A 25,994-nucleotide genomic window follows, 5' to 3' on the forward strand; every position below is an offset into this window, starting at 1 on the left:
TATCTTTTACGATTTATACCGGCCGCTTTTCAACAAATCAATACAAACCTGCCAGGAAAGCCGGGTCATTCCGCAGCTTTTGCGCCGAGCGGGAGATCCAGGCTCCCACATGGGAGGGTGGGACATCATAGAGAGCGGCGATTTCTGTAATGCTATAGCCACGGATTTTTAAAGCCAATGCTTCGATGCCTAGCCGGGCAACGCCGTGGTATGCCGCTTTTCTGGAATCCAGAAGATCCAGTGTCTCCAAAAAAGAGATATCGAAAGCGGAACCATCCATTGTACTGCGCTCAATCGCACCCTGTAGCAGTTCGCCGTTGTCGCCTACATCCAAATATACGAAGTGCTTTTCCTTGTCGCATCGGCGGCGGCAATAAGAAATCAAGCCGTTCCGGATGACCTTTTTAGCGTAAGTCGGAAACAAGGAAAGGGAGGGATCATAGGAGCTTGCCGCCTTGCACAGCCAGATACATCCTTCCTGATACAAATCTTCGTAGGACATCCCTAATATGGTGCAATTGACATGGATGTTCTTTACAATAACCCAATGCACAATCGAAAGGTTGGATTCTACTAGACATTGCTGTTTCATCGTTAATTTCATGTTTTTTTGCATTTAAGTTCACCTCACTTTCAGGCCGATAATAGCCGGGGCAGCTTCATGGCCTGCCGGCATGCCGCGATGACCTGTTCACACTGCTCTGCGGAGAACCGGCCAATGTGGGCCTCTTCTCGGCTAAGGCCAAGCTGCATTTGGAGCCAGAGATAGACCGCCCATGTTTCCATGTGGCCGTGTCGCTGGAATGCAGATAGTGCCCGGTGGGCCATAATTCGCTTGTGGCGCAGGTCGCCGTTTGCCAACGTTCCCATGGGTAGCAGGCTGGACTTATGGGCACTTACATAGGCATCGCAGGCTGGCCAGTTGGTACACAGATAAAGATGCCGGCCTTTTTCTTTCAGGGTTGAGCCATAGACTACGCTGGCAGGGCGCAGGATGGCTTTTGCCTTGCAATAAGGACATTCAATTTGGATTTTCATCTTTTTCATAAATTCATTCACCTCCATTACGTACCGATTACGGCAGAATTACGTCTTATAAGCTATTTGAAAGATCGTTTTGACAGCAGAAGACGTTACATAGCTGCATAAGCGCACATTCCCGGCTGGATTCGGTATGCCACTCGACGTATTGGCAGTAGGCAGCTTCAAACGCTTGACGTTCCAAAATGCCACGGCATTCTGTGGCGTCTACGGTTTCTCCGGTAAGCCGGGATATTTCGGACACCGATGCCAGAAGGGGCTTTCCCTCTGCGTCTGCCGCCAATAAATAGCCCTGACAGGATTGCGAAACTTCACAGGGACAAGTGGCGCAGCGGCACTGGATAAACAATGCGTTGCGCCAGTTCCCCTGCACAGCTCGCAGGAAAGGATAAAAACTGCACGGATGCTGATTCATGCTTTCACCTCCATTAGTCGTTTTTTGAAAATGTAAAAAAGGGGACCAGCCGCAGTGTGCGGACTGATCCCCATTGGATGGTACTTATTTGAACAAGCTCTCAATTACCTGGGTGATGCGGGGGATAACCGTATCGTTGAAAATCAGGGTCAGGGCTGCCAGCAGCAGGGCGCCCAGAACCACGGCAATGATGATTTTTACCGCGTCGCTGATATAGAAGTTGCCACGCTGGTTGGACAACGCAGTGCGGGCACGCAGGCAGAGCAGATTGGACTTGTTTTGGATTCGATGGATCATTTTCTTCATGGTGAAACCTCCTGTTATTGATAAAATTTGATTATAAAAAACAGCCTGACACACCGTCAGGAACGTCTGGCGGGGCGAATCAGGCTGTTTTTTATGGAACGTGGCCGGTCCGGATAGGGCTTGGGACGTTGGCGCAGGAGCCAGCGAAACCGCTGTTTTCCTTCCTTCTTGGAGCCGGGCGGAAGATGATTCTTGTTTTTCTTCATAAGCATCTCCTAAAAAAAATACCGGTCTAAATATGCAGACCGATACATGGCTGTTTGTGGTATGATACGTATTTTTTATGAAAAGCCGCTGCAGTACAAGCAGAAATCACCTCCTTGTGCGGAAACATTCATCACCTGTTAGGAACAAATATATATAACACCTTGGGTAGGGGTGATTAGCCGAAGAAGGCCCCCAGGCTGCTTAGAACCTCCACGCAGAGAACGACCAGATAGATGATCATAATGCAAATGAGCATCATCATGGAATAGCGCTGGATCTTCTTAGGTCGTTTGGCCGCTTCTTTCTTCAGGTTATTTTGTTCGATTTGCCGCATGTCGAAGCAAATCATCTTGAAATACATCCGCTGGTCATCACCCCGCAGGACACCGATTAATCCTCGTATAACATCGGAAAGCATAGGACTTCCGATGCGGGTTTCAAAGTGTAGCAGAGCGTTTTCGTAGTTTCCAGTTTTCATGTCGGCTATGGTCTGATCCAGCTCTGCACCGAAATCCTTGCCGGCGACACGACGATAGGACGTCAGAATTTTCAGCACATCCCGGTCATTCTCCAAGTTTTGTCCGATGGTCAGGGCGAACCGGGGAATCTCGGACTCAATGAGCTTTCGGCGTTTTTTGACATAATCAAAAGCTGCATAGTAGGTAGAAAACCAGAGCGCCACGGCAAGACCAATTAGGATTGGTACAAACAGCGGCATGATAAAAGCTACCGGCAGGGCGCATAGGCCCACACCAGCCGCTGTGACCCAGGCTCTTGCGGTATAGATTTCTGGGGTTAGTTCCAGCCCTGCAATGGTGATGGCACGGTGCAGCTTGTTGCGTTTGAGCCGGTCCAGTCGAAGGAGTGGTGCCAATAGCCCTGCAATTTTTGTAATATAGACATCCAGGAGTTTTTCGTTTTTGATACCTTGCTGTCTGCGGGAGAGAAGCATCATCCGGGAAGTCTTTTTGGTAGGGACGTCCACAATGGCACAACTGAGGTTATAGACAGCGAAGCCCAAAAAGATGATGGAAAGAAAGGCAAGCAGGGTCATACGCTATCACCTCCGTATTCAATGGGCTTGCTGAGTTTCATAATCTGTGTCAGTGAAAACAGGATGATGGCTGCACAAATCGCCAGAGCAATCTTGCCCGGTGTGGTGAAGATTAGTGTATGGAACCAGTCTTTATTCAAAAAATACAGGAGCGGAATATTGGCAATCACAAGAAACATCATGGTAATTGCCTCCCTGCGTGGCCCCTGCATCATAGCCTCCAGTTCCGACTGTACTACACGGACATCCGAAAACTTCTGGGTGATGGTGGGCAGAGTATTCTTCATTGAGCGGTCTGACTGGCACTGAATTAGGATATTGCACCATTCGTGGAAGACCCGGTTTGGAACTTTCATTTTCAGAGTGTTGATGGCACTGCTGATGTTGGCGTTGATCATTTCTACTTCATATACAAACGCTTCAAAATTGGCTCGTACCGGTTCATTGATATACGGCAGGTTTTCCCGTACTGCCCGGATTAGGTCCTCGGTTCGCAGATACGACGTAGTAATGATAGAGATAGCCGTCTCCAGTTCCTCGTTCAGGTGCTTTTTGTAACTGGCTGCAGTACTGCGAAGATACCAGATGGGCATGAGTGAAAAACCGATGCCCATGATAGGCACCATATAAACATTGTCAATTAGAAGGGCCAGGACGGCACCCACGGCAAACAAAATCAGAGAGAGCCGCTTGACCGACTCATAGCGATCTGCCCGGCCAGTGTCCTGCAAAATCCGTTTGAGTTCGTAATCCTGATTGAAAAAGCCTTTGGCTGGCGTGCCCATCAGCACGTTCAGTTCGTCGGTCAACGTGGCGGCCTTGCGCTGGGAGTTAAAAATGGCGTCAACAAAGTCACCTGGCTGAACGCCAAACAGTGTCAGCAGTCCTGCGGAGAGCAGGCAAAAGCAAATAATATAAATCCACTGCAACTATTCCACCTCCTCCATGTGCATGAATTCTTCCAGTTCCTTATGGGAAATACCGTTATCCAGCAACCGTGTTTTCAGTGCGTCGGAAATCATTCCCATCTTATTGTGGCGGCCTACTACACAGGTTTGTCCCTTGGCATCAGTCACGTTGTCTACCACGTCATAGTTGTAAAGGGAACGGTACACCAGTTTCCCATCCTCGAAAGCCTCGCCCTCGATAATTTCCATGATTTTTCGGCTTCGATCCTCCAGCTGTTTTGTGAAGACAATTACCGGATAAGCCTCCACCATAATCTGCATGAGGACGGAATCATCCATGTTGAATTTTCGCTTGGCGAGGGTCATCATTCTGCCGTAGGTGGAGGCACAGCCGTTGCTGTGAATGGTAGTGCATACCGTATGTCCGGTCCGGGAGCTTTCCGCCGCTGAGAGACTCTCTGCTGCAGAGCGCATTTCACCAACGCCAATTACATCGGGATGCTTGCGTAGGACGCGTTCCAGAAGAAAATCCTGGTTGATGTTCAGTGAAGGATTGTCGCTGGGCCGGGTAAGTAAATGGACTACCGAATTGAGTATGTTGCCGTTTTCGTCCCGCTTGACTAAATCAAATTCCCGGCTGCCTTCCTCTATGGTTATCAAACGCCGGTTGTTCGGTACATTGGAGAGCAGCCATGCCATGACGGTGGTCTTACCAGAGCCGGTAGAACCCGCAATGCAGACAGAAACCCCGTAACGGATGCAGGCTTTTAGAAAATGCAGCATTTCCGCTGTGGCACTGCCGGAATCCAGCAATTTCTGTTCGGAAACTGTCTGTTGGTTGACGATACGGATAGAAGCATTTATCCCCACATCCGGGTCAACAATGGGTGTTTTATCCACGCTGATACGGATGTTTTTATCCAGAAATCCTATTATGGAGGGCATGGTATCATCAATTACCATGCCGCAGGCCACCAACATACGGCGGATCACATCAATGGCTTGCTGAGGGGAAGAAAACTTGTCCGGAATTTTGATGCTGCGCCCGCTGGACTCAATGACCTCAATATCATTGTAGGCGTTGATGTTTACCTCCTCCACGCCGGGCATATAAATCCATTTTTTTAAAAAGGAATAGCCGGCCATATCCTCGTACAGCTTAGCGCACAGTTCCGCAGTTGTAAGGTCCTCTGTGGCATATTTGCGCTTGACGAGGTACTGTACCATCAGTTCTTTCAATACAGTGGAGGCACGCTCGGTGTTGGTTTCACCAGCCTCTGCAATGACGGAAGCATGATTCTCAGCAAAATATCGCTGCACATCCTCCAGAATTTGGTCATAAGTCAGGCCCTCGGTAGCGACTGGGGCAAAGAATATATCGTTGAGATTATTCATCGGCAGAGTCCTCCGCGCATCCCTCCGCACCCGAGCCGACATCTGCCGGTTCAGATGCTTCCGGTTCGTCAGGGACCTGCTCTGTCTGAGCCGGTTCTTCAAGCATCTCCAGAACTTTGTTCAGGGAGGCGGTGTACTTGGGGTTGCAGTAATTGATAGCCCTGAACATTCCGCCCTCGGTGGCGCAACGGTCGATTTCCTTGCCGTAGGGCAACAGCCCATCAAAGCCGCCAATGAGATGCCCCATTTCGTCCAGAGCATGAAAGGGGCGGGCCATGCCTGCAAAGGTAATGTGTTCGTTATACTTGAAACGCGCATCGGTGAGCAATTGCTGGTGAGCCTTGAGATAATTGACTCCCTTGAGGTCGGGCGTTAGGATGCGCACAACAACGTCTGCGGAATCAATCGCTGCAGGCGTAAACACATTGGTCATGCTGGAACTGCAATCCAGAATCACATAGTCCACCAGCTTGGCGGCGGCATTGATCAGCTGAAGCACCATACCATACTGGATTTCTGGATAACTAAGAGGATTTTCCCCGGCACTATATCCCATCAAGCCGATGAAGGGGAAGCTTTTGAGAACTGTCACATGACTGGCAACCAGAGTGGTGTCGATTTCCACGCTGCTCAACACCTGACCGATGGAGGCATTGGTCTGAACGACCTGTTCCGGCAGCCATACCGGGAGCATGGGTGTGCCCAGATCAGTATTGACAATGATGGCCTTTTGCTTGTTTTTGGTGAGGGCTTTTGCAAGGATGCAGCAGAACATGGATTTGCCGCTGCCCGAGCTGCCCCACACCGCTATGATTTTTGACATAGAATGGAACCTCCTTGATCTTGAAAATAAGGAGGGAGGATACCCAAAACTGAGCATCCTCCCTGAAACAGGGTTATTCGAAGTAACACTCAACGGTATAAGTGGTCTTTTTTCATAAGAAGTATTCCTCCATATTATTCTTGCGGTTCTTCGGAAACGTCTTCCGAATCCTCAATTGTGATGCCGGCCACCGGAGGATAGAGTGCAATCAGAGCCTCATCCTGCATGGCTAACAGCTCCTCCGCCGCTTTGGTGTTGTTTCTGGATATGAGAGCCACATGAGCCACACCGTCGTTTTCCAGAGCAGTGATGATTTTGGCCTGCTCAGGCGTCGCCAGTACGGTGATAGTGGCAGACTGCTGCTTTTCTTCATCTTTCACGGGGTCCTTGGTATTGTCCACGTTAATGCCGTCGGCATCGGTGACGGACAGCACCTTTACGAATTGCAACTCCGGAATATCCTTTGCGACATCCAAAAAATGATAGATTCGGATGATATCACTCGGCTGCAGCTTGTCGGAAAGACCGGAGGCCAGTGTTTTGACCGTAAGGGAAATTGCAACCTTGCCGGAAGGAATGTTGTTGAGCGCCACATCTGAGGAAACAGGGACGGTACTGATCTTGCTGGTCAGGATATAATCGCCTGGCAATAGGTCAGCTGTAGCATATAGGCCGTCCACCTCGGACAGCTTGTGCGCCACATTGGAAGGCAGATTATAGCCACCCACTTCCATGGCCTCCGTATTATCAGAGGAGAGCTGTTCGCCTCGCAGAACTGTCTGGGTAATGCGGACGATCTCGGTTTTGCCGTTGGTCTGACGGGCAATGGTGGGCAGTGCCACAAAGGCAATGACCGCCGCCAGTACCAGGCTCAAAACGCCGAAGATAAATCGGTTGTTTACTTTCATACGCAAATTCTCCTATCATAAAATTAGTTGGGCAACGGTTGCCACAGAGCAGCCGCAGGCCAGAAACGGCAAGAATGGAATGGAGAGCATCTGCTTTCCAACCATCCTACGCAGAAGCAGCGACACTGGCATTGCCAGCATCGCTGCGACAAGAAAAATCAGGGCCATCCCGGAAACGCCGTAGATTAGTCCCAGAATGCCACAAAATTTGATATCTCCGCCGCCTATGCCGGTGCCACCGCTTACCAGAGCAGCCGCCAGCGGGACGGCAAAACCGAGCAGAGCGCCAAGAAGAGCATCTGTCACAATGGGAAGATACCATGCCAGCTCTGTGCCGGTACCCGATAGGGCCAACAACCGGAGCATGGGCGCGAGCGCCGCAAAGGGCAAAAAGAAAGCGAGTGCCCGGTCGGGCACCCGTCTGGTCTGGATATCGTAGATGGCAAAGCAGGTCACGCAGAGAAAGACTGCCAGCTGATAGGCCATCAGAATATTATTCTCGGTTGGTGTACCAGTCATCATAGAGACTCCCTTGGATGGATACATAGTCATTCAGGTTCACAGACAGCATTCCGTCCGGGGTCCATGTGTCCCACACTTGGGTATAGACCGTATACTTTGTTGCGTCAGGGAACCAAAGTGGAGTAAAATGTACGGTTCGATTGTAGGTGGAAAATTCATTTTCCCGGAAGGTAAACCGTGCAATTTTCCCGCTGGAGGTCCGCTTTAACAGCCGGAGATAGGTTTGATAGTTAAATTCCGGAAAGACGGAAAAGGCGGTCTGTGGATAAGTAATATGGCTGGCAGATGCATTGGTGGATAGCGTGGCAGAAACCTCCGTTTTCACGCCATAGCCGCTTTTCATGGTTTTGCCCGAAGCAGTAGGAACAATATCATCCGGCATCAGCGACATGGAGCCTGTGATACTAGCCGAATAACCGGTATATTCAAATTCCCAGTAGCCTTCATCCACCCAATGGCCGGCATCCGGGTCTTCGTCTGTGCTGTGATCGCACCACACCCATACAGGTACCCAATAGCAGCTCCATACTCCCCAATTTGCCGTTGTCTTCTGTGGATTGGTTGGGAGCGGCGGCACCGAATAGCCGGGATTGGTATCAGTTGCCAGAGGATCGGGCGGGATATGCTCGTTCAGATCCACAATTTTCGCCACAAAGGTATCCTTTGCTGTATAGGCGCCGCTGACGGACACTGTAATGGAGATGGTCTGGGGTGTGGATGGCGTATGCCATTTGACCCAGACAATCTGAGAATCGCCTGCTGGAATCACAATATCCCGTATCCGGTAATTGGTACCCATAATATGAAAGGTCACCGTAGCAGGATTGTCCGGCGTCAGATTCCGATTGGTTGTCAACGTAACGGCGGTTATTACATCCGTGTCCGTTCTGTATTCCACATCAGGTGCTTCAATATCCCCCTCCGGCTGCTCTGGAATTTCTGTAAACCAGACAATGCCCACGCCTAAGGTACTGATGATGTCGGCGTTGCTCTGCTTGTCCGTGGTGTTGCCGGTCCATGCGGAGATGCCCAGATCACTGTACTCCAAAAACATACTGAGGGGCAGGTTTTTGTGGGTCAGAGAGGTCATCGTTTTTCGCAGGGCACCTCCGGAAAGTTGGTCGTACAGGCCCGCCTCCGTGGCGGTCATACAGTAATACTGCGAGTTATGCGTGAAGTAGGCGATTGGTTCCACCAGAAGCTTGTATTGCCCGGCGATCATTGCCTCATAATTCACACCGGCATGCTGCGCCACCATCTTGCAGGCGTATTCACTGCAGAAATATCGCTTGATGGCCTCGATGTTGTTTCCTCCGCTACTACTGACGATAGTTGGCATGGCCGTGGACGGTTTGATGTAGCTATAGGCAACGCCAGACCTCAGAGAAAGAGCAGTGCCAGTTTTATATTGCAGTTTGTTTACCTTTCCAAAGTGCAGAACATTATTTTGGCTGTGGTTTGTAAAGTCCACAGGGGAGGATACCGCAGTACCAGTTTTTGCATCTACTACAGTAATCCGTACTCCATCATTCCCTGGAGTCCATTTATTGGCGGAGGTGCCTTGGCCCATACCTCCGCCACCTCCGTCCATATTGCCATTTGGGTCAGTGGCGGCAAACACCGTACCAGGAAACAGACCGAGCAGCAGGACAAAGCTGCATACAACGGCGAAAAATCGTTTCAAATCGCATCACACTCCATTCATTTTGATTTTTTGGACAGCAAAAAGCCGCCACCTGATGAAAGTGACGGCTTTTGCCGAATATACTGTTCAGTTGTGGAAAATCACTCGCCCATGTTGCCGACCATCTTATCAATGTCGCCATCACTGTCACCGACTGCCTGCTGCCCCTCTCCGGGAACGACTGGACCAAAAACAGGATCGTAAACAGCTCCGTTTCCATTGGTGGAACCGGCTGCCGGCGTATTACTGGCCGGTTTTTGGGGTTCCGGAGTGGTTACCTTCGGATCAGGATTGACCTCATGTGCGGGACCGGTATCTTCTTGAACGGTCTTTCCCTCCGGAGCGGGCGGTGGTGTGGTTTCAGATTTCTCCGTGTCAGTGAAGTCGATAACGACTTCATCCACGGATTCCTCTACCACCTTGGGATATTCTTCCGCTGGGGTCGTGGGCTGCGGTGAGGTATGGGCGCTTGTGCCGCTGCCATTTCCGGTTTGTGAACCATTCTCTGACCAGTCGCTGGCAGTGTTGGAGGCAGGCGGCGATTCATTCGGCAGAAACGAATCGTTCTTATCCCGGCTTATATACCAGCATACGCCCAGGATGGCGATGCAGAGGACGACTAATGAAGTAATGATGAAACCTTTAGATTTAAAAAAGTTCTTCATAGAAAAACCTCCCTTTTATTTATTTATAAATATCTTACGGCTTTAGAGTCCATTTTTCAACAGCGGACCTAAAACTTTGTGTTGTGATAGCCGGTCAACTCGATCCGCTGGGTGATGGTGGGATAGGAACGTCCAAACATTCTGATGAAAAATTCCGCATCACAGGAAAAAACATATTCCACGCGGTTTCCAACCACATGAAATTCCAGTTGGATATCTGAAATATGATAGTCATCGGTAGAGAGAGGAATTTTGTTTGCCAGACCGTCCTGCACTGTTTCTTCCAGAGCAGCTGTATAGGAGTTGCTGGAGTAGAGTGTATTTAAGTATTCGCTAAAATTTGTTTCCCGTTGGGAGCGGTAGGTGTCGGCATAAATCAAGGCGCTTAGGTTGTTCAGCTCCATCTTGGCGCCGTTGCGGATGTTGATGCAGTTAATTCGGATGGAGGCATACAGCAGCAGGAACGAAATTAACATGACGATACCCACCACAAAAAAGCAGGAGAAGAAAGTAATCTCTCCACGTTCATTGCGAAGCGGCCGGCGCAGCCGCAGTAAAATACGGTTCATAGGCCACCTCACTTCCAATAATGTTCGCTCACGCCGGCGCCTCTGGACACCACCGTGATATGCACCAAATCAAAGTTCCAAAATCCGCCCAGCTTGGCATCGCCCTCAATGGTGATGTAGAATGGACTGCCTAGCTGTATGGCCCGGGTCATGCCGGAGGGGGCAGGTGTCTTGTAGGAGGCATCGATGGAATAGCTGATGTTGTCTGCTCCCTTGATCTGTGAACACAGGAACAAGAACAGTTCTTCTGTCTCCCGGTTGACACCGCCCGATAGCTGTATCTGTTTTACCATCTGATCCGCTGTGTGGTCAAGCTCTTGTTTCGTGGAAATGATGGAAAACAGGTCAATAATGAACGCCAGCAGTAAAACAGCGATAAAAATGAAGACCACCGTACTGAAGTAATTGGCCTCGGCCCGGTCATTGCCCAGGGACTTTTTTATTTTTTGAAGCAAATATATCACCGCCTTTACAGCAAAGCGGCCGTTCCAATATGGAAACGGCCGCCTTACAGATTTTTAACTGTAATCAGTATAGCAGATATGGATTTACACCGAAAGAGCAAAACCGTGCCAATCTAATGCCGATTTACGCCAATACTCTGCCACTGGATCATTTAAAGATTCTGTCGGATAATTCGGGTGATGATGCCCACAGCAACACCATGCTCCACGTCCAACCGGGTCACCGCAAAGCTGACTTCATCCTTTTTCCCAGGTGTGCGGTAGTCGTAGCATGAATGTGCGATGGCATTGACACCATTTGTGAGTCGAATGTAGACGACACCTTTGTGAACATCCGTGACCTTGCCTACATACTTGCTCTGGATGCGGCATTTCTGCAGGTTGTCCTGGCTGGTGTTCTGGGAAATGCTCTTGATGTCCACGTGGACGCTAATCTCTTCCAGGGAATCACGGCGTACCTTTTGTACACGGACCAGCACTTCATCACCCACGGAAAAACGTTCATGGGCATCGCCAATCCAATCCCACGCCAGATCTCTTGCCATGATGGAAGTCTCCACACCGAAGACCTCCACGCGGATGACCTTTTCTGCAACTGCGATCACACGGGCCTGAACAACGCGCCCATCATAGACACGGTAGGAGCCGGAGAGGTCGGTGTCCAGATAAAATAGCTGACGCTTGCGGAGCATGGCTTCTTTGCGGCTTGCGACCACACTGAAAGTCTTGGAGTCAATGCCCTTTGCAATAAAGTCAATGTCAGCCCCCAGCATATTGTTAAGGATCTTATTCTGGCGCAGCATGAGTTCGTTGTATTCCTGCTCGGAACCGGTATGAGGAAGCTGAATCATCATTTCCTTCAACGGGATAATGACGCGAAATCCCTTATAGTCTACAATGGCAATGGTTTTACGGTTGTCCAGCTGCTCAATGCCGCCCAGCTTACCGGTGAGAATCCTGCGGGTGCGATAGGCGTTGCGGATTTCATGCCAGATAATATCTTCCCGTTCATCGTCGGTGGTCACATCCTCGCGGTTTCGAATCGTCAGCACAGGAGCACTGCTGCGAGGCGATGTTTGTGAAGTTGCAGGGGCAGGTGCCATATCCGGAACAGGCGTCGGAATATCTTCCGGTGCAGGAATATCCGTTGCTGTTGGGGCGTCAAGATTCAAAACGGGTGATTCTTCTACAGAATCAGACACATCATCCTCATTAGACGAAGAATCCGGTTCGGGGGTCGGTGTGTCATTGGCCGTTTTCTTTCTGGATGCCCGCTTCGGTTTGACCGGAGTTTTGTCAGCAGGAGCAGGTTCCCCCGCAAAATCCTCGTGGACATCACTTTGAAGGGCCGTCGCATCACCAGGATTCTCAGCATAATCTGTAGAGCCAGATTCCTCCGGCATCTCGCTATTGGAATGCGCCATTAAGATATCACCTTCCGGGGTATCGCTACTGGGGAGTTCCTGATCCATACTGACTAAAAGTTCATTTAAGTCCATGTCAGCATTGTCGGCAGAGTCCGCATGTCCGGAGTTTGTCTCAGTGGTTGCATAGGGTTCGGGGAGAATCATGCCGTTATCTGTGGCCTCTGCAATTTCCGTAGTCTGTTTCTCGTTTTCAAACAGCTCATTCTTTCTGGTTGCCATAAAATTGTCCTCCTTTAATCGTTGTTAAAATTAAGATAGGATAGAATCCTTATCTGATGGAATAATGCCCTCCGGTGCCATTTCCTTTTGTGGGAGTGGGGCCGATTCAGAGGGGGTAGCCTTTTTCGCAGGCTTGGGAGTTGGGGGGGCAGGCGTTTTGCTGGTTCGGCGGGATGCTGGTTTCTTTGCTGGTGAAACGTCTACCTTTGCGGCGGCCTTCTCCTCATCTAACTTGCGCCATTCCGGTATATAGGTGGATGCCTTGCAGGAATGCAATTTATCGGCTTCTGGATGTTTCGAGTAATCCATCTTGGACACTTTCAGCACCTTTCTGCCGCGTACAATAACGAGGGCTTGTTCGATGGGGAGGCGCAGCACTTCATCCGGTGTAAGTACGGGACGTTTGCCCACGCCGCTGGTTTCCCGGTACTCCGGTGTATAGTTGGAGATGCGCCATGTGCCGAGTTCCTTGGCCTTACTGGTAACGGACACACTGGCAAGGCCTGTCCGATCCGATACAAATTCTGCTGTCAGCGGATCGGTACAGCCCAGAAATAATTGAATATCGCAGTTCCCGATGATTTCCTGCCAAAGATTAAGCGGGTAACGGTTTTGCAGACCAGCAAGGTTTTGGAACACACAGGACATACTGATATTTCTAGAGCGAATAACGCTCAGTCGACGAGATAGATCAGGAATGGTTCCGCATGCGGTCAGCTCTTCAGCCAATACATGGACCGGCACCGGCAGCTTACCACCCTCACAGTTTTTGTCCGCATACCGGACCAGCTTGATGAACACAAAGGACAGGAACAATGAGGAAAGAAAATCAAAGGTGCTGTCCTGGTCGCTGGTTACGAGGAAGTAGGCACAGGGTTGTTGCCCCGGCAGCTCCAAGTCAATTTCATCACGGGCAGTAATTTTTTTGATAAGTTCAGATTGGAACACCTGTAGCCGGCTGCCCAGACCGATGATGACGCCGCTGCGCACGGTTTCGGAAGACTGCTTGAACAAACTGAACGGTGCTTTGGCGGGATGGGTAGGTGCCAAGCTTCCAAAAAGGCTGTTCAGCTCAGATTCGGAATTCAGCGTTAACATCCGATAAACCTCACCAATGTTTTTGTGTTCCGCATCATAGCTTTGGTCCACATAAAGCACCAGCGCTTTGAGCAAATTCATTTCAGCAGAATCCCAGAAGTGATCACCCTTACTGCCGTTTATAGTATTCTTGATGATGACATCTACAAAAAGCTGCGCCATCAGTTCCTGACCTTCGATTTCCGAAAGACAATTCCAGGAGTCGCTGTTTTCGGGCGACACCAAATTAAAGACACGAACGCAATACCCCTTGTCCCGCAAATAGGAACTGGATTTTTCATAGAGCTCGGATTTTGGATCGCTGATGATCAAGGATTCTCCACGGGCAGCACTCTGGAGGATGCGGTTCATACAAAAGGACCTAGTTTTCATTGATCCAGGAGCACCGTATACAGCCATGTTGCTGTTGAGTCGGGTTTCTTCTGGTACGCATACCACCTTGTTGTCCAGAAGACCGAGAATGGTTCCATGGTGCCGGCGCAGGTCGGGTACCAGATCCAGCACTCCCGCCATTTCTTTGCTGGTCATCCAACCGGACGTACCATAAGTCCCTTTGGCTGAATACGTAAAATTGCGGTCTTCATCGTATTGGCCACTATCGCTGTAGCCCATACGCATGACCATAATAAGCAGGATTGCCAGCAGGCCGATGCATATCAAAGCACCGTAAAGCCCATAGGGCGGTTGGAATACGACAGTGATACAAGTATAAAAGTCAGGCGAGGCCATTACCGGAGAAGAACCGTCCCCAGGAATACCTCCGCCTTGTTTCCATACTGCATAATTGCCAATAAACTGGGCCAGATACCCTCCTGCATACAAAATCGCAAGAATGGCTGCTGGCCCTGCTAATATGGCTTTTAAGATTTTGCGTTTATCTATGGGAAGAACCTCCTTTCAAATTTTTCAAAGCTGATGGTCTGGAACTGTACCCGGTTTCCGCAATAGCGTTCTAACACCTCACGCTGATAATCAAAGCAGATGAGCGTGCCATCTTTATCCTGCAATTCCAGTGCGGTATTGAAGCGTGCAATGCGGGGCATATCACAGGTGTAGCCAAACAGTACCGGATTGCCGCCCTGATCGATGGCGTCGTTTTCAATGCGCCAGTTTGAGACTTGCTGATTCAAGTCCAGAGAAAGTACACGGTCCAGCTCCGCTTTTTTTACGGTGTCACATAACAGGGATAAAAGTGTTTCACCATGCCGGTCATTGCTTATATAGAAAAAGTGATCGTAACAGCCGTCCAGCATAAAATAATCATGTCTTTTGCCACCATTGCTGGTAAGCATCTGATAAGCTGGCTCCATTCCATCTCCCAGAACAAGCCCATAGATGTCTTCCGGTTGAAATTGTGAGGATAAGCGCTGCTGGCAAAGTGAGGTACGCATCAGCGTTTTCATGCGCAGCTCGGATTTATACTGCCATTTCATTAGGCCGGCTCCGCAGTTGTAGGTGATGAATATTCCGCAGGGTGCAAGCAGTGTGCCTACGGAGCGGGAGCTGCGAACTTTTGTAAAGTCAATGCCCATCTCCTTGATCTCTCGGGAATTATAAAACGCCGAGGCTTCAATTTTGCTGACCGGTGAACCTTCAGGAGAAAAAATGTCCGGCTTTTCCTCACGGAAAATAGCTGCGTCGGCATTCTCCATCGTTACATAGGCCTGTGCGATATGGTGTAGACGCAGGCGCCGGTTAACTTCGCTTTTCAAGCGATTGGTATCTGTATCTCCGGTAAGATAAAATGCAAACTGATGGGGGCGTTCTGACAGGAGAGTGGCTTTCGCTTTTGTTCCAAGACGGTAGCCCCGGAGCTTATCACGGTAGTAGGTGCGCAGGAGACCATTTTTTTTCAGGGAGGTAATAATGGATTCCTTGTAGTAATCACTGCCACGGAGCCTTTTTAACTGATCTGCCGGGAATTCGCCAGAAATAGCGGTTAAGGCAAGCAGGTGGTAGGGCAGTGTGTCGGGCTGAGGAAAAGTGCAGTTGCATTTCCCAATAGCAATCCCTCCTTTCGTGAGCGGTTTCTACCGAGACTGAAAACGACTTCGGTAAAAACGGGTGGCGTCAGCTGCCAAAAAACCCTGAGGATAAGGGGATTTTGGCGGTGCGTGGTTAGGTCGGGGAAAAATCACCCCAAAAGTATCAAAAATCCGAGATGGATTTCAGACGTTTTTCCTGTTCGGCAATCCACCGGGGAAAGCGTTCTTTTTCCATGATGGAGACCATGGTACAATCCTTTTCTCCCAGGACGGCCGTGTTGTAGGCATCACAAAGTAAGCCGCAGTCATCCACCATGACGAAGGTGGCAAGTACATCCAAAAGCTGCTTTTCTTCCAGATTGTCATAGTCCCGTACCCGTCTTGTCGGAAGGGTTTGATCATAAACCTGGGTAAAGCACACCACACATTCCCGAAAGTGGGGAAGAGTATTTTCTTTGGAATACTGTTCCATGGCAAAATAAATCGGGTCAAGTAAAAATTCCGTGTTTTGTCTCTGCCTGCGTTTGGGGAGCAGACTGGGAAGCGATACCGCCAAGATGCCATCCTCATAAGAGATTTCAATGCCATGTACCGTTTGAGCTGAGGTAAGGTATTCCGCTTTCTTGACACCAGTACTGGCATAGATTAAATGACGCAGCCGGCAGGCAATGGATTCAGCCCGCAGTGCGGCGTCAATAGATAAAACTTCGTAATTATCGGGGTAACGCTGGATGTCCGTGGTGTCCATGGCATACAAAGCGTTGTTAAGACGGGAAAGATCATCCAGGATGCCCCCGATTCGTTTTGAGATAATTTTACGTTCCAATCATGTCCCTCCATTTGTGCGTTGATAATATAGAACCTGCCCAGTGGAAGATACCGTACAAAATCCGGCGATATATGGAAAACTCAGAAGCGGAATCTGTTCCGCATCCTCCACCAGAACAATCCGGCGGCAATCTTGTCTGGAGTCCTGTTTCATTGCATGAGTGACAAGTGCCTCCTGCCCGACAGCCACATAAATAATTTCAAAGATTTCTCCGTTTGAAAAAAAGATCAGTTTTGCAGGAAAACTACCCGGAGAATGGTATTCCACACGGTCTATTACATCCAGAAGTACCCAGACCGACTGCATTAGGCCGAAGTCAGCCTTGGGCGTTTTGCCGTAGGGGAACCATGCATCATTACTGTCTGGCTGAATACGACCCTGTCGTTTAAGATGAGCCAGTAGATTAGTGACCACAACACCTTCTTTGCCGGGGAAGAATCTCTCTAACTGTTGATGCACCAGCCCGGGATAAAGAGAAATAATGCGTAGCAGTTCTGTGGCTTCCTGCCCATAAATATCGGATCTGGTCTTCATGTGAATCACCTCCTTTCTGCTGTAGGCGTAATCTTGACGTAATTGGTGCATTGATCGTGAAAAAGACGTAATTCAGACGTAATCCAGACACAATCCATATTATCCGGCATTGGTCTGCCCGTCCTGTTCACGCAGACGATTTACGATGTTCCGCAACTCGCGCCGATCGGTGGTAATTAAGTCCTTTTCCAACGGACTTGCTTTGAATTCCACCATGATGTTGTTATTGTTCGTGGAGATCAGACCATTACCTCGTTCAAAGTGGATAATCTCCATGATTTCCGCATCCGACAGGTGCAGCGTGTCCCTTACCCGCATCGCCTCGTCATCTTCCAGATTGAGAATGATTTTGGTCTTGGAATTGTTGATGATACCCTTACCAAAACGTCCTTCATCCAGATTGAAAAAGTCGTTTAGATCCTGGCTGGCACAGACAGCACTTCCGCCGTACCCTCGAATTGTCTTGAATATCTCAAGTACGAAATCACCGGCAAGTCTGGTTCCGGTAGCACCGGCACCAGATAAGAGCTGCCAGCACTCGTCTATGAAAATGGTCTTTTCCTCGGTCCGGTCTTCTTTGGCACGATCCCATACAAAATCCAAAGCCACAAACATTCCCACAGTGAGCAGGTCGCCGGTGAGAGAGGAAATATCCAGAACGGTGTATTTGTTGTCCAGCCGCACGTTAGTCTGCTGACTGAATGTGCGGGCAGAACCGTTGACAAGGCGATTTATGATGTGCGCCATTCTCAGCGTATCGGGGGACTGCTTCAGCACCTCGTGAAGATCACCCAGCACAGGCATTTCCCGATATTGACCGGGGTGATCTGGGACTTCCAGAGAGCCATTGTCGTGGGTAATCCCTTTGGCGTTGTAGGTGCGGATCAAAGCTTCGTCCAAAAGTTGACGCTCTTCGTGGCTCATATCGGGAATCAGCAAACTGAAAAAGATGTGCAGTCTCTGAATTTTTGCAGCCAGTTCGGATAACTGGATGTTAGGGCCGTCCAAAAGTTCGCTTACTGTATGGTCAACCCGCCTAATCTCCATGACATTGATACAATGAGGACTGGCAGGGGAAATCTGTATAAATTCACCGCCTACATTGGCACAGGCACGATGAAATTCATGGCCTTTTAACGGCGCGATAATGAAAATGGGGATTCCTTTGCGCCTCATGCGCAGTGCCATTAGCTGCATGGTGAACGTTTTGCCTGCACCGCTGGTTCCCAAAATCGCCATGTTGGCATTTTTATAGACGATAGAATTGAAGATATCCACGATAATGAGAGAGCTGTTGTATTTGTTCACACCCAGGAGGATTCCGTTATCATCGCACATTTCGTAGGAAGTAAAGGGATAGCAGCTGGCAGCACCACCTGTAAGGAGGTTGCGCTTACTGCGTTCATACAGCTTTTTCTCTGGCGCAATCAGCGGCAGAGTAGATAAAAACGCCTGCTCGCCACGAAAATGGCAATTACAGACGTTCATGTCCTGCGAAAGCAGGAGCTTCTTCATTTCGCTGACCTTCCATTCCAAATCATCTTCGGTGGGGGCAGTAATGGTAATTAATAGACTTAAATAGTAGAAATCCTCGTTGTTGGCAAGGCCCTCCTTCAAAAAATAGCCGCTTTTGATTGCACCGTCGATGTCGTCAAAGTCCGTATTGGTGTCACTTGCGTCCTTGATTTTAGAGCGGTTAATACGAAGCTGCTGGCCGACCTTTTGAATAATGCGCTCTTTGGGCTGACGATTCAGGAACATGTCCATATCAATCCCATCGCCGGCATTGACCATCAGACTAAGCCAACCTGCTGGTACCTGGGTTTTGTAGCCATCGGAAGGAATGAGCAGGTATGCATAATATAGGCCGTCGATGCAAATATAGCGGGAATGGGTATAATCAATACTTTTGGGAGCGAAAAATTCAGTGGCCGGGATTTTGTCCATTTCGCTTTCCCGTCCGGCGGAGCTGTATTGGCTGACGACCTCCCGTACCCGCTCCGGCAGCGACTTAACGGCGCTCTCATTCCGACACAGCAGGTTATACAGGATATCTACGGCAAACTCATCTTCGTTTTGCGGTATTACAGCTTCGTTCCCGCACTGGCGCAGATAGGTGGCAGCCGTATGGACAGTCCCCTGCAGAGAGGCAATTGCTTCTTTTTCTTCATCGGTGCGACGGGTATTGCTCCATGGTTCATATTCAAAGACCAGAAAGAACCGGCGTGTCACCGCTTCACGGGAGCCAATCTGCTGTACGAACTGTAAATAGTCTTCTTGCATCAGCCGACACTGCTCATTTGTCTCCTGGGCCATCTCATGGCGTACCGTGTCCAAATGACGTCCAATATCCGCACGGCGGGTCAATACCTTAAACTGTAGTTTGACCGGGCTTATCTTTAAATAGGAAACAAAGGAGTAAATAATGCTTCGTTGTTCCCGGGCACTGCGTAGCAGAAAGTTGATGGGTATGATCTCTACCACCTTGACAAAACGGTGATCCTTGGTGTAGATAATGCCATTATCTATTTTTTCGATGGGCAGATAATCCGCTACAGGATTTAAGCAGGGCGGCTTCTGTTCCTGAGATGACTTCTTACGGCGGGGTGGACGCTGTGCAGACTTCTCCTTTTTTTGTTTCTTTGCTTTATTGGAGATCTTTTTCGGCTTTTCCTTTTCAACCTTACGTGCGGGCGGCCGTAGTTTTTGCCTTATTTCATAGGTTTTTACCTCATCAAACTCCGCAGGGAAATCCTCCATGCCAGAACGCAGTGCTGCTTTCCGCGGTTCCCTCTTTTTCTGAGGTCGATCCTTTCGCCATTTTTTCGTAGTAACGGGGGTATCCTCTTCGGCGCCAGCATCAGGCGGCTGATGTGATATGCCCACCACACGACGGTTCCTCAAATATTTTAGAAAAATAAACAGGAAAGAGGACAAGCTTTCGCCTGAAATACCAATCAGAGCCAGCAATGCCAGCGGCAGTGCTGTCAGGCACAGCACAATGATGCGTGTCGTCAATCCAAATGGCAGGCAAGTAAAAACCGGCACCCCGACCACAACTGCAAGGATGCCGGCTTCAATTACATTGCGAGCCTTGAACATACCACCGAAAAAGGTGCCTGTTTCCACGAAATTCGGCGGTATGATATAAGTATCGTGGTCGTTTTTATTGTTCATGTATTACCTCACTTTCGCTGCCATGAGTGTCAGCCGATAATCCAGAATGGTCCACCGGCACCTGCCCCCCGGCTGGCTTCGTTTAAAAAGATAGATAAATCCCAGAGCTGTTCGCTTCGGGAATAGCTTGCTGGATCTGCCACCATGATTTTTCCGTCCTTCACACCTCGCAAAACGATGAAGTGACCGGAAGAAGTAAAATGGCCTTTCGACATAATCGCTACCACCAGCTTGCCCTCAGACAGCGAATCAACGATACGCTGCGGCTCCGATATCGTACAGCCGGACACTGGCAGACCCCAAGCTTTTGCAGCTTCTGGAATCAAGGAGTGGTAGGAACCACTGCTTTTGCACCAGTAACCGTTCTGATAAGCCCATTCCGCCATTTCCACAGGGTCAACCATGTCGTTTGTAAGTGAGGACACAACAATAGACATAGAAGTAGGTCCACAGCCATAGCCGCCGATATTGTCTGTTCCATAGGACTTATTTGCATAGCGTTCATCCAGTTGGTTGAAATAGACCACCGGCGTAAGACCATCGGAAAAGGTTACGTTACCAAGAGACGTTATGCTGTTACCGGACCAGCCCGTAAGGTTCTGCAGCAGGCCGTCGCCTAAAAACAGGCTTAGGTTCTGGGCGTAATAGTAGGCCAGTTCGTTTTGTTCTTCGGTCAGAGCAAATACGGTATCGGCAAAATAAGATTCGCCATTGTAGATGATGGTATAAATGCGCCATGTTTCGCTGGAAGTGGTTTCTTCCCCAGTTTCAGGGTCTATCTCGGTAGTTTTCCTTATTTCTTCTTTACAGGTAAAGGAGTATAGATGCTCCTGATTGGTTCGCAGAACGGAAGCCATATCTTCAATGGAAATTTTGGCAAAATCCTCGTTTCGGGCGGCGCAGTATTGAGAAACAAACAGGGAACTGTTATAGACTGGTCCGGAGGAGTAAGGATTGTTGATTTCACTGCCATCTGCACCGGAGGAGGCAAAATCTGCTTCAATCCGGCTGGTCACGTTTTCCAACGCCTCTCCCAAGATGCCGTTGATGGTGAAGGTAATTTCATTTACGGTTTCTGTAATGACTGTATCGCTGTTGAGAATCGGGTTTGCTGTATCGGAACTGGAAAAAGCATTGGTAAGTCCGCCAAAAATTAGCCCGGGAAGCATTAGGACGAACAGAACCGGAATCATCAGTAAGGCGATAATAGCCGCGATGATTTTCCCGATGTGTTTTCGTCCGGACCAGAGCGCACCGGCGACTGCCCCATAAGGACCGCCTACGGCTGCACCTTTTGCTGACGCTGCCACTGCTTTTCCAGCTTTTGCTGCACTTTGAATGGTATGTGCTACGGAGGCCCCGGTTTCCACCGCGTCGGATAGTCCGTTTCTTTCTTCCTCTGCCATTTATATCCTGTCCTTTCTGCGGGGCGTGGGCGGCAGCTTTTTCACGATGGACTCGTTATAGGCAATGGAACCGTCCGGTGCCATATAGGGTGACTTGTCCACTGCGTCTACTGCGTACTGCTTGTACCAGGCGGAACCATCCGCTGCATGGACAGTAGTGTGAGCGCCATCCGGTGAGGCATATTGGGCGGTATGATACATTCCAAAGGAGATCCCCTCAGGGTGTTCTTCGGAAGTTTCTGTGCCCGTAATCCGTCCACCGCCAATTTCCACATTGGAAAAGGTAGGAATATTTTTTGCTCCCTCTTCCAGCGCGGAATAACCCATATAAGAAGAGAGTGCTTCTGATGCTCTGTCTCCCGTGATCGAGCCATTGGCTCCAATATTGCCAGTGGCGATGGAACTGATGACGTTATTTGCAAAACTACCACCCTTGCTGACAGAGCTGGAATAAATCTTTCCACCGATACCGCCGACACCTCCGGGTGTCACAGCACCCATACCGCTTGAAGGCTTGGCATCAGGCGGTGTTGTAGCCGCCTTGGCGGCACCATTAGCAATATTCCTGCTAACTACACCGGCCAGACCACCACTCATAAAACCGCCGCCAAATCCAGCTCCGCCGTTACCTCCATTGGCATTGACATTGGTTGAATTACGCGAACCGCCACCGCTAAAATGTTGACGGGAAAAGTTTCGGATGCCACCCAGGCCTTTGGTAGCAATCATTGCTTCGGTCAGCATACTACTGCCTGTATGCCCAACATTGACACCCAGACTTGCCATAAATGAGTCTATTTTCTGAGATACTTTCAAAAAGGCAATGGCACATAAAAACCAAATCAGCACATTGCCGGATACGGTTTCTTTGCCTACTGCGTCTACCTGAGCCTGCACTTCACTTTCAGAAATGGCAAAGGCAGGTTGGCAGAAGAGGCAGGATAAACAAGCGACCACTAAGGCCGCAAGGAAAATTTTCTTGAACTTTTTCAATGACACACCTCCGTTACAGTGAGAGTGGATTGGCAATAAAAGAACCAACCATGGACGTAAACAGCCGCAGACACCAGGCGTTCATGACCAGAAGGAAAATCTGGCCTCCCAGCATCCGGCACCAGGCCTTCCATATATTCGAAGTGCTCTGGGATGCTCCCATGGAGATCGCTACCGGGGCGGTATATACCAAGACTCCCAGCAAGACGTAGCGTTCAGCGGCTTCAAACAGTAGCTTGAGATAGTTCCATGCCAGAATCAGAACCAGAGCCAAGGCGATGAGTGCTACAGCACCATTTGCACAGACTCCGATAATGGTCAGCATGACAGAATTGAAATCTGAAAACTGCAGCGGGGGCAGTTCGGAATCCATGATCCATCGATAAGGCGTACCTCCGATGGTCAAAGCAATATTCACAATTTCATCTGAAAAATAAGCCAGCAAGATAAAAATGGTCGAGCGAATGCTTAATTTCACCGGGTCTTCGGCCTCAATGCCTGCGCCAAGCCCAAAGTTCTTAAACAGCTGCCAAACCCAGTTTAATAAAATAATACCGATGGACAACGCAACAAAGACGCTATACATCGTCTCTGCCGCTGGGAAATATCGCAGAAATACGGCCATATCACAACCCAAGGCGCCCAAAACCGATGAGGTTACAAGGTCAAGACCAGCCATAACCTGCTCTGCTATCCATTCAACAATGCCATCTAAAATGCCCATGCGATCACTCCTTTCTTTTGAGTATAGGCGCGGACAATTTCATCACCCAGCCCATTTGCCGTCTGAGAAAAATGGCGCAATGTAGGCCATGATAAAGCCCAAACTGTTCAGTATCGCCCAGGTAATGCAAATACGTTTGAGCCAAGCGCGGCTTTCGTCTACGGTACGCCCGGAGCGCGAAAAATTCATCATAAGCAAAGCGACAGACGCCGTAACGATTGCGGCCACTGTGGAAATCAACAGAATCTGGTTATACACATCCTGCATGACTTCTTTAGCCTTGCTCCAGACATCGGTGGCAGCGAAAGCCGGCTGGCAGAACATCATGGAGAGCATCACACATAGAAAAGCGGTGTAAGCAATCCTGGCGATGGGAATGTGGGGGTGCAGCCGGGTCTTAGGTTCCGACTGCTGCGGGGATTTGGGAATCATCTTTTTTTTCAATTTGCAGACCTCCTGTGTTTTTTTCTGCTCAAAGAAATGAAAAAGACCACACCGCATTGGATGTGATCTTTCAGGCCGTCAGCCTTGGGGCAGAAAAAAAGCACCCTGCTAAAAAGGTGCCGGTTTGCTGCCCGTATTCGGTTTTGGGTATAAATTTGAGCATATTCAGTTTAACACAGAAGGATTTACGCCGAAAGAGCAAAACCGTGCCAATTTCATTTCTGTCCTGCGCCAATTACTTGCCACCCTTATCAGCGGGGAAAAACTGCTCCAAAATCTCCATGCTGTCCTTGGAGGTGTAGCCCCACAGGACGGAACTCAAAGCATCGATGGCTTCCCGCCGTCTGCGGTAGTAGGTGCGGAAAGAGATGTCCCGGATATGCGGACGCAGTTTTTCGATGATCTCTTCCACATTCCGCATCTGCTGGGGGGAGAGGAAAGAGTAGTACAGTAGCCAATAGTAGGATTCGCCGTTTTTATGCTTATTCCGTAGCAAATCAATAGCTGTATCCAGCAGTTTCAGCATCTGATGACTGCGCTCAATGCACTTGGCATGATGCTCAATATCCGAACCTGCCAGATCGGCACCGGCGAGGTAGATAGAATCTAAAAATTCCTCGATGGAACTGCCGTACTCGATTTCAAACTTGCTGCGGACCTGCTGAACGGAAAGCTCCAGACTCCAGACCACATCGCGATATTTTTTCAGCAGTTTCCATGTGTCATGGTACAGAGGATTTTCTGTAATATCAATCATTTCATTCTTTTTCTTCATCATTTAGCCCTCCTTATGGAATTCTCCCGGCTGGGGGAGAGTGTCAGTTCAAAAGTTGTGACCGGCTTATCAGTGCCGCAAAGGATGGTCAGCCCCATGCGGCTTGTGGACGCATCTTGCGCACGGGGTAAATACATTTCCCCGCAGGCGTTTGATAAGGGAAATAACTTATATGTGGATTTGGAGCATCCAAAGCACGAAATCCCTTGTACCATCAGGATTTTCTCCATCTTATTAAGAATCATTTGAATGTGCGATTTTGAAACGCTGTCAAGTCCTTCTGAAACGTATACTTCATGTTCGGCAGTCGGCTCCAGGCCCGCTGCTTTTTCATCTTCCGGCAGCTCCAGCTTGATGTTCAAAACCATTGCGACCTCCTCTTTATCAATCATCACATCGGAAATCTGGAACATGGTGGACAGGTAACTTTGCAGATAAATTACGCTACCATGCCGTCCGGGGAAGGTCATAAGGGAAAGGTAGCCGGCATCGGACAGCTTTTTCAGCACACGGCCTACGGTGGCTTTGGAGAGACCCCATCGAGACCCCAGTTCGCTGTAAGTCACCAACGGGTTGCCGGTGCCGTTACGCAGATAGATAACCGGACCAATCTCTGAGCCCTGTACTTGCGGGTCGTTGTAAATGGCAGACAGCCATAAATCCAATACGATGTCCATTTCTGAGCAACGGCTTGTGCTAATCAGTTCCGTAGCAAGGGATACCGGCAGGAAGAAAAAGCCGGTGTTCTTTTGACAGGGGGCATTGTACTCCAGAACCGTGTTGTGCGTTTGCCAGCCCCGGATTTTATACTTGATGACCTTCCCGCGTCCAAGGGCGAGAAAGGATATTAAATGTTGCTTTTGCAGTTCCTCCAGAATCTCCAGAGCCTTGCATTGAAAGCGGGTACGGAACCATTCCGACAGTTCCTTTAAGGTGCAGACCCATTCGCCGGGGTAGACGGTGTAACTGATGCCGTCAATGCGCCGATAGGAGGTGCGGAAATTAGCGTAGCTACAAAGAGCCGTAAAATAAAAAAGGCCGGAGCCTCCGCTTATGCGAATGCTCCGGTCGTTTATCAGACTTTGAATAAATTGCCGGTAGATCCGGCACCGTGGATAGTCCACGATTTGCTTAATCTGTAGTTGGTATTCTGACATAGTACCTCCTTAATATATAATGTATAAAACCTTCATATAAAATAGTTGACTTGAATCTCTGGCGGACGTATGATATACTTACCTTTGTTTAAAGTTGCAAATCAGTCGTTTGGCGATCTGACAATTACTATAACTTGGTATAATTTATTACAACTTTTGTTGGTCGGATTCGAATGTTTTCATAGGTAAACAATGAAAACATTTGTGTTTGAGATGTATTTCATTGTTCTACAAATTTGAATCCCTACAACTTATTACAAATTTT

27 protein-coding genes are annotated in these 25,994 nt (G+C 49.2%); all 27 read right to left on the reverse strand.

Annotated elements, in window-relative coordinates; translation table 11 throughout:
- Nucleotides 1-37 precede the first annotated feature (37 nt).
- Nucleotides 38-616 (reverse strand): sigma-70 family RNA polymerase sigma factor, encoded by a 579-nt coding sequence (locus DS742_RS17535; protein ID WP_117418278.1) that lies wholly within the window; start codon nt 614-616, stop codon nt 38-40.
- A gap of 17 nt (nt 617-633) precedes the next feature.
- On the reverse strand, nt 634-1,047 hold the full coding sequence (locus DS742_RS17540; RefSeq protein ID WP_242996567.1) for a zinc-finger-containing protein: 414 nt from the start codon (nt 1,045-1,047) through the stop codon (nt 634-636).
- A gap of 46 nt (nt 1,048-1,093) precedes the next feature.
- Nucleotides 1,094-1,456: a hypothetical protein gene (locus tag DS742_RS17545; RefSeq protein ID WP_117418280.1), complete on the reverse strand. Its 363-nt coding sequence runs from the start codon at nt 1,454-1,456 to the stop codon at nt 1,094-1,096.
- Between the two features lie 84 nt (nt 1,457-1,540).
- Nucleotides 1,541-1,762, reverse strand: a complete 222-nt coding sequence (locus tag DS742_RS17550) for a DUF6133 family protein (RefSeq protein ID WP_117418281.1) — start codon at nt 1,760-1,762, stop codon at nt 1,541-1,543.
- 56 nt (nt 1,763-1,818) lie between these two features.
- Nucleotides 1,819-1,968, reverse strand: coding sequence for a hypothetical protein (locus DS742_RS28935; protein WP_170313505.1), 150 nt, complete (start codon nt 1,966-1,968; stop codon nt 1,819-1,821).
- A 176-nt stretch (nt 1,969-2,144) separates the two neighbouring features.
- Nucleotides 2,145-3,023, reverse strand: coding sequence for a type II secretion system F family protein (locus tag DS742_RS17555; RefSeq protein WP_117418282.1), 879 nt, complete (start codon nt 3,021-3,023; stop codon nt 2,145-2,147).
- A complete protein-coding gene (locus tag DS742_RS17560) occupies nt 3,020-3,952 on the reverse strand; it encodes a type II secretion system F family protein (protein ID WP_117418283.1) in 933 nt (310 codons plus the stop codon). Before DS742_RS17560 ends, DS742_RS17555 begins: the two co-directional genes overlap by 4 nt.
- On the reverse strand, nt 3,953-5,326 hold the full coding sequence (locus tag DS742_RS17565; protein WP_117418284.1) for a CpaF/VirB11 family protein: 1,374 nt from the start codon (nt 5,324-5,326) through the stop codon (nt 3,953-3,955).
- On the reverse strand, nt 5,319-6,149 hold the full coding sequence (locus tag DS742_RS17570; protein WP_242996569.1) for a CpaE/TadZ family protein: 831 nt from the start codon (nt 6,147-6,149) through the stop codon (nt 5,319-5,321). Before DS742_RS17570 ends, DS742_RS17565 begins: the two co-directional genes overlap by 8 nt.
- A 134-nt stretch (nt 6,150-6,283) precedes the next feature.
- On the reverse strand, nt 6,284-7,057 hold the full coding sequence (gene cpaB / locus DS742_RS17575) for a Flp pilus assembly protein CpaB (protein WP_117418285.1): 774 nt from the start codon (nt 7,055-7,057) through the stop codon (nt 6,284-6,286).
- Between the two features lie 15 nt (nt 7,058-7,072).
- Nucleotides 7,073-7,579, reverse strand: a complete 507-nt coding sequence (locus DS742_RS17580) for a prepilin peptidase (RefSeq protein WP_117418286.1) — start codon at nt 7,577-7,579, stop codon at nt 7,073-7,075.
- Nucleotides 7,551-9,170 (reverse strand): DUF8193 domain-containing protein, encoded by a 1,620-nt coding sequence (locus tag DS742_RS17585; protein ID WP_496196560.1) that lies wholly within the window; start codon nt 9,168-9,170, stop codon nt 7,551-7,553. Before DS742_RS17585 ends, DS742_RS17580 begins: the two co-directional genes overlap by 29 nt.
- A gap of 194 nt (nt 9,171-9,364) precedes the next feature.
- A complete protein-coding gene (locus DS742_RS17590) occupies nt 9,365-9,928 on the reverse strand; it encodes a DUF6550 family protein (RefSeq protein WP_117418288.1) in 564 nt (187 codons plus the stop codon).
- A gap of 68 nt (nt 9,929-9,996) precedes the next feature.
- Nucleotides 9,997-10,497 (reverse strand): hypothetical protein, encoded by a 501-nt coding sequence (locus tag DS742_RS17595; RefSeq protein ID WP_117418289.1) that lies wholly within the window; start codon nt 10,495-10,497, stop codon nt 9,997-9,999.
- Nucleotides 10,498-10,505: 8 nt separating this feature from the next.
- The gene (locus DS742_RS17600; protein ID WP_341457654.1) at nt 10,506-10,961 is read right to left on the reverse strand and encodes a DUF4320 family protein; all 456 of its coding nucleotides are present in this window, start codon (nt 10,959-10,961) and stop codon (nt 10,506-10,508) included.
- A 152-nt stretch (nt 10,962-11,113) separates the two neighbouring features.
- The gene (locus tag DS742_RS17605) at nt 11,114-12,607 is read right to left on the reverse strand and encodes a S1 RNA-binding domain-containing protein (RefSeq protein ID WP_117418291.1); all 1,494 of its coding nucleotides are present in this window, start codon (nt 12,605-12,607) and stop codon (nt 11,114-11,116) included.
- A 30-nt stretch (nt 12,608-12,637) separates the two neighbouring features.
- Nucleotides 12,638-14,560: a VirD4-like conjugal transfer protein, CD1115 family gene (locus DS742_RS17610; RefSeq protein ID WP_117418292.1), complete on the reverse strand. Its 1,923-nt coding sequence runs from the start codon at nt 14,558-14,560 to the stop codon at nt 12,638-12,640.
- Between the two features lie 23 nt (nt 14,561-14,583).
- The gene (locus tag DS742_RS17615) at nt 14,584-15,417 is read right to left on the reverse strand and encodes a hypothetical protein (RefSeq protein WP_341457655.1); all 834 of its coding nucleotides are present in this window, start codon (nt 15,415-15,417) and stop codon (nt 14,584-14,586) included.
- Between the two features lie 436 nt (nt 15,418-15,853).
- Complete coding sequence (locus tag DS742_RS17620; RefSeq protein WP_117418294.1) at nt 15,854-16,516, reverse strand: DUF6100 family protein; 663 nt, start codon at nt 16,514-16,516, stop codon at nt 15,854-15,856.
- Nucleotides 16,517-17,053: a DUF5697 family protein gene (locus DS742_RS17625; protein ID WP_117418295.1), complete on the reverse strand. Its 537-nt coding sequence runs from the start codon at nt 17,051-17,053 to the stop codon at nt 16,517-16,519.
- A 99-nt stretch (nt 17,054-17,152) separates the two neighbouring features.
- The gene (locus DS742_RS17630) at nt 17,153-20,230 is read right to left on the reverse strand and encodes a VirB4 family type IV secretion system protein (RefSeq protein ID WP_117418296.1); all 3,078 of its coding nucleotides are present in this window, start codon (nt 20,228-20,230) and stop codon (nt 17,153-17,155) included.
- 29 nt (nt 20,231-20,259) lie between these two features.
- On the reverse strand, nt 20,260-21,636 hold the full coding sequence (locus DS742_RS17635; protein WP_117418297.1) for a C39 family peptidase: 1,377 nt from the start codon (nt 21,634-21,636) through the stop codon (nt 20,260-20,262).
- A complete protein-coding gene (locus DS742_RS17640; RefSeq protein WP_437126183.1) occupies nt 21,637-22,533 on the reverse strand; it encodes a hypothetical protein in 897 nt (298 codons plus the stop codon).
- 109 nt (nt 22,534-22,642) lie between these two features.
- Nucleotides 22,643-23,353 (reverse strand): hypothetical protein, encoded by a 711-nt coding sequence (locus DS742_RS17645; RefSeq protein WP_117418299.1) that lies wholly within the window; start codon nt 23,351-23,353, stop codon nt 22,643-22,645.
- A 42-nt stretch (nt 23,354-23,395) separates the two neighbouring features.
- Nucleotides 23,396-23,797 carry a fimbrial protein gene (locus DS742_RS17650; RefSeq protein WP_242996573.1) on the reverse strand — a complete coding sequence of 134 codons (402 nt, stop codon included), beginning with the start codon at nt 23,795-23,797 and terminating at the stop codon, nt 23,396-23,398.
- Between the two features lie 235 nt (nt 23,798-24,032).
- A complete protein-coding gene (locus tag DS742_RS17655; RefSeq protein ID WP_117418301.1) occupies nt 24,033-24,572 on the reverse strand; it encodes a hypothetical protein in 540 nt (179 codons plus the stop codon).
- Nucleotides 24,572-25,729: a MarR family transcriptional regulator gene (locus DS742_RS17660; RefSeq protein WP_117418302.1), complete on the reverse strand. Its 1,158-nt coding sequence runs from the start codon at nt 25,727-25,729 to the stop codon at nt 24,572-24,574. The genes DS742_RS17655 and DS742_RS17660 overlap by 1 nt, the downstream gene beginning before the upstream one ends.
- Nucleotides 25,730-25,994: the final 265 nt, after the last annotated feature.

This window comes from Lacrimispora amygdalina (genome assembly GCF_003432035.1).
GTDB classification, from domain to species: domain Bacteria; phylum Bacillota; class Clostridia; order Lachnospirales; family Lachnospiraceae; genus Lacrimispora; species Lacrimispora amygdalina.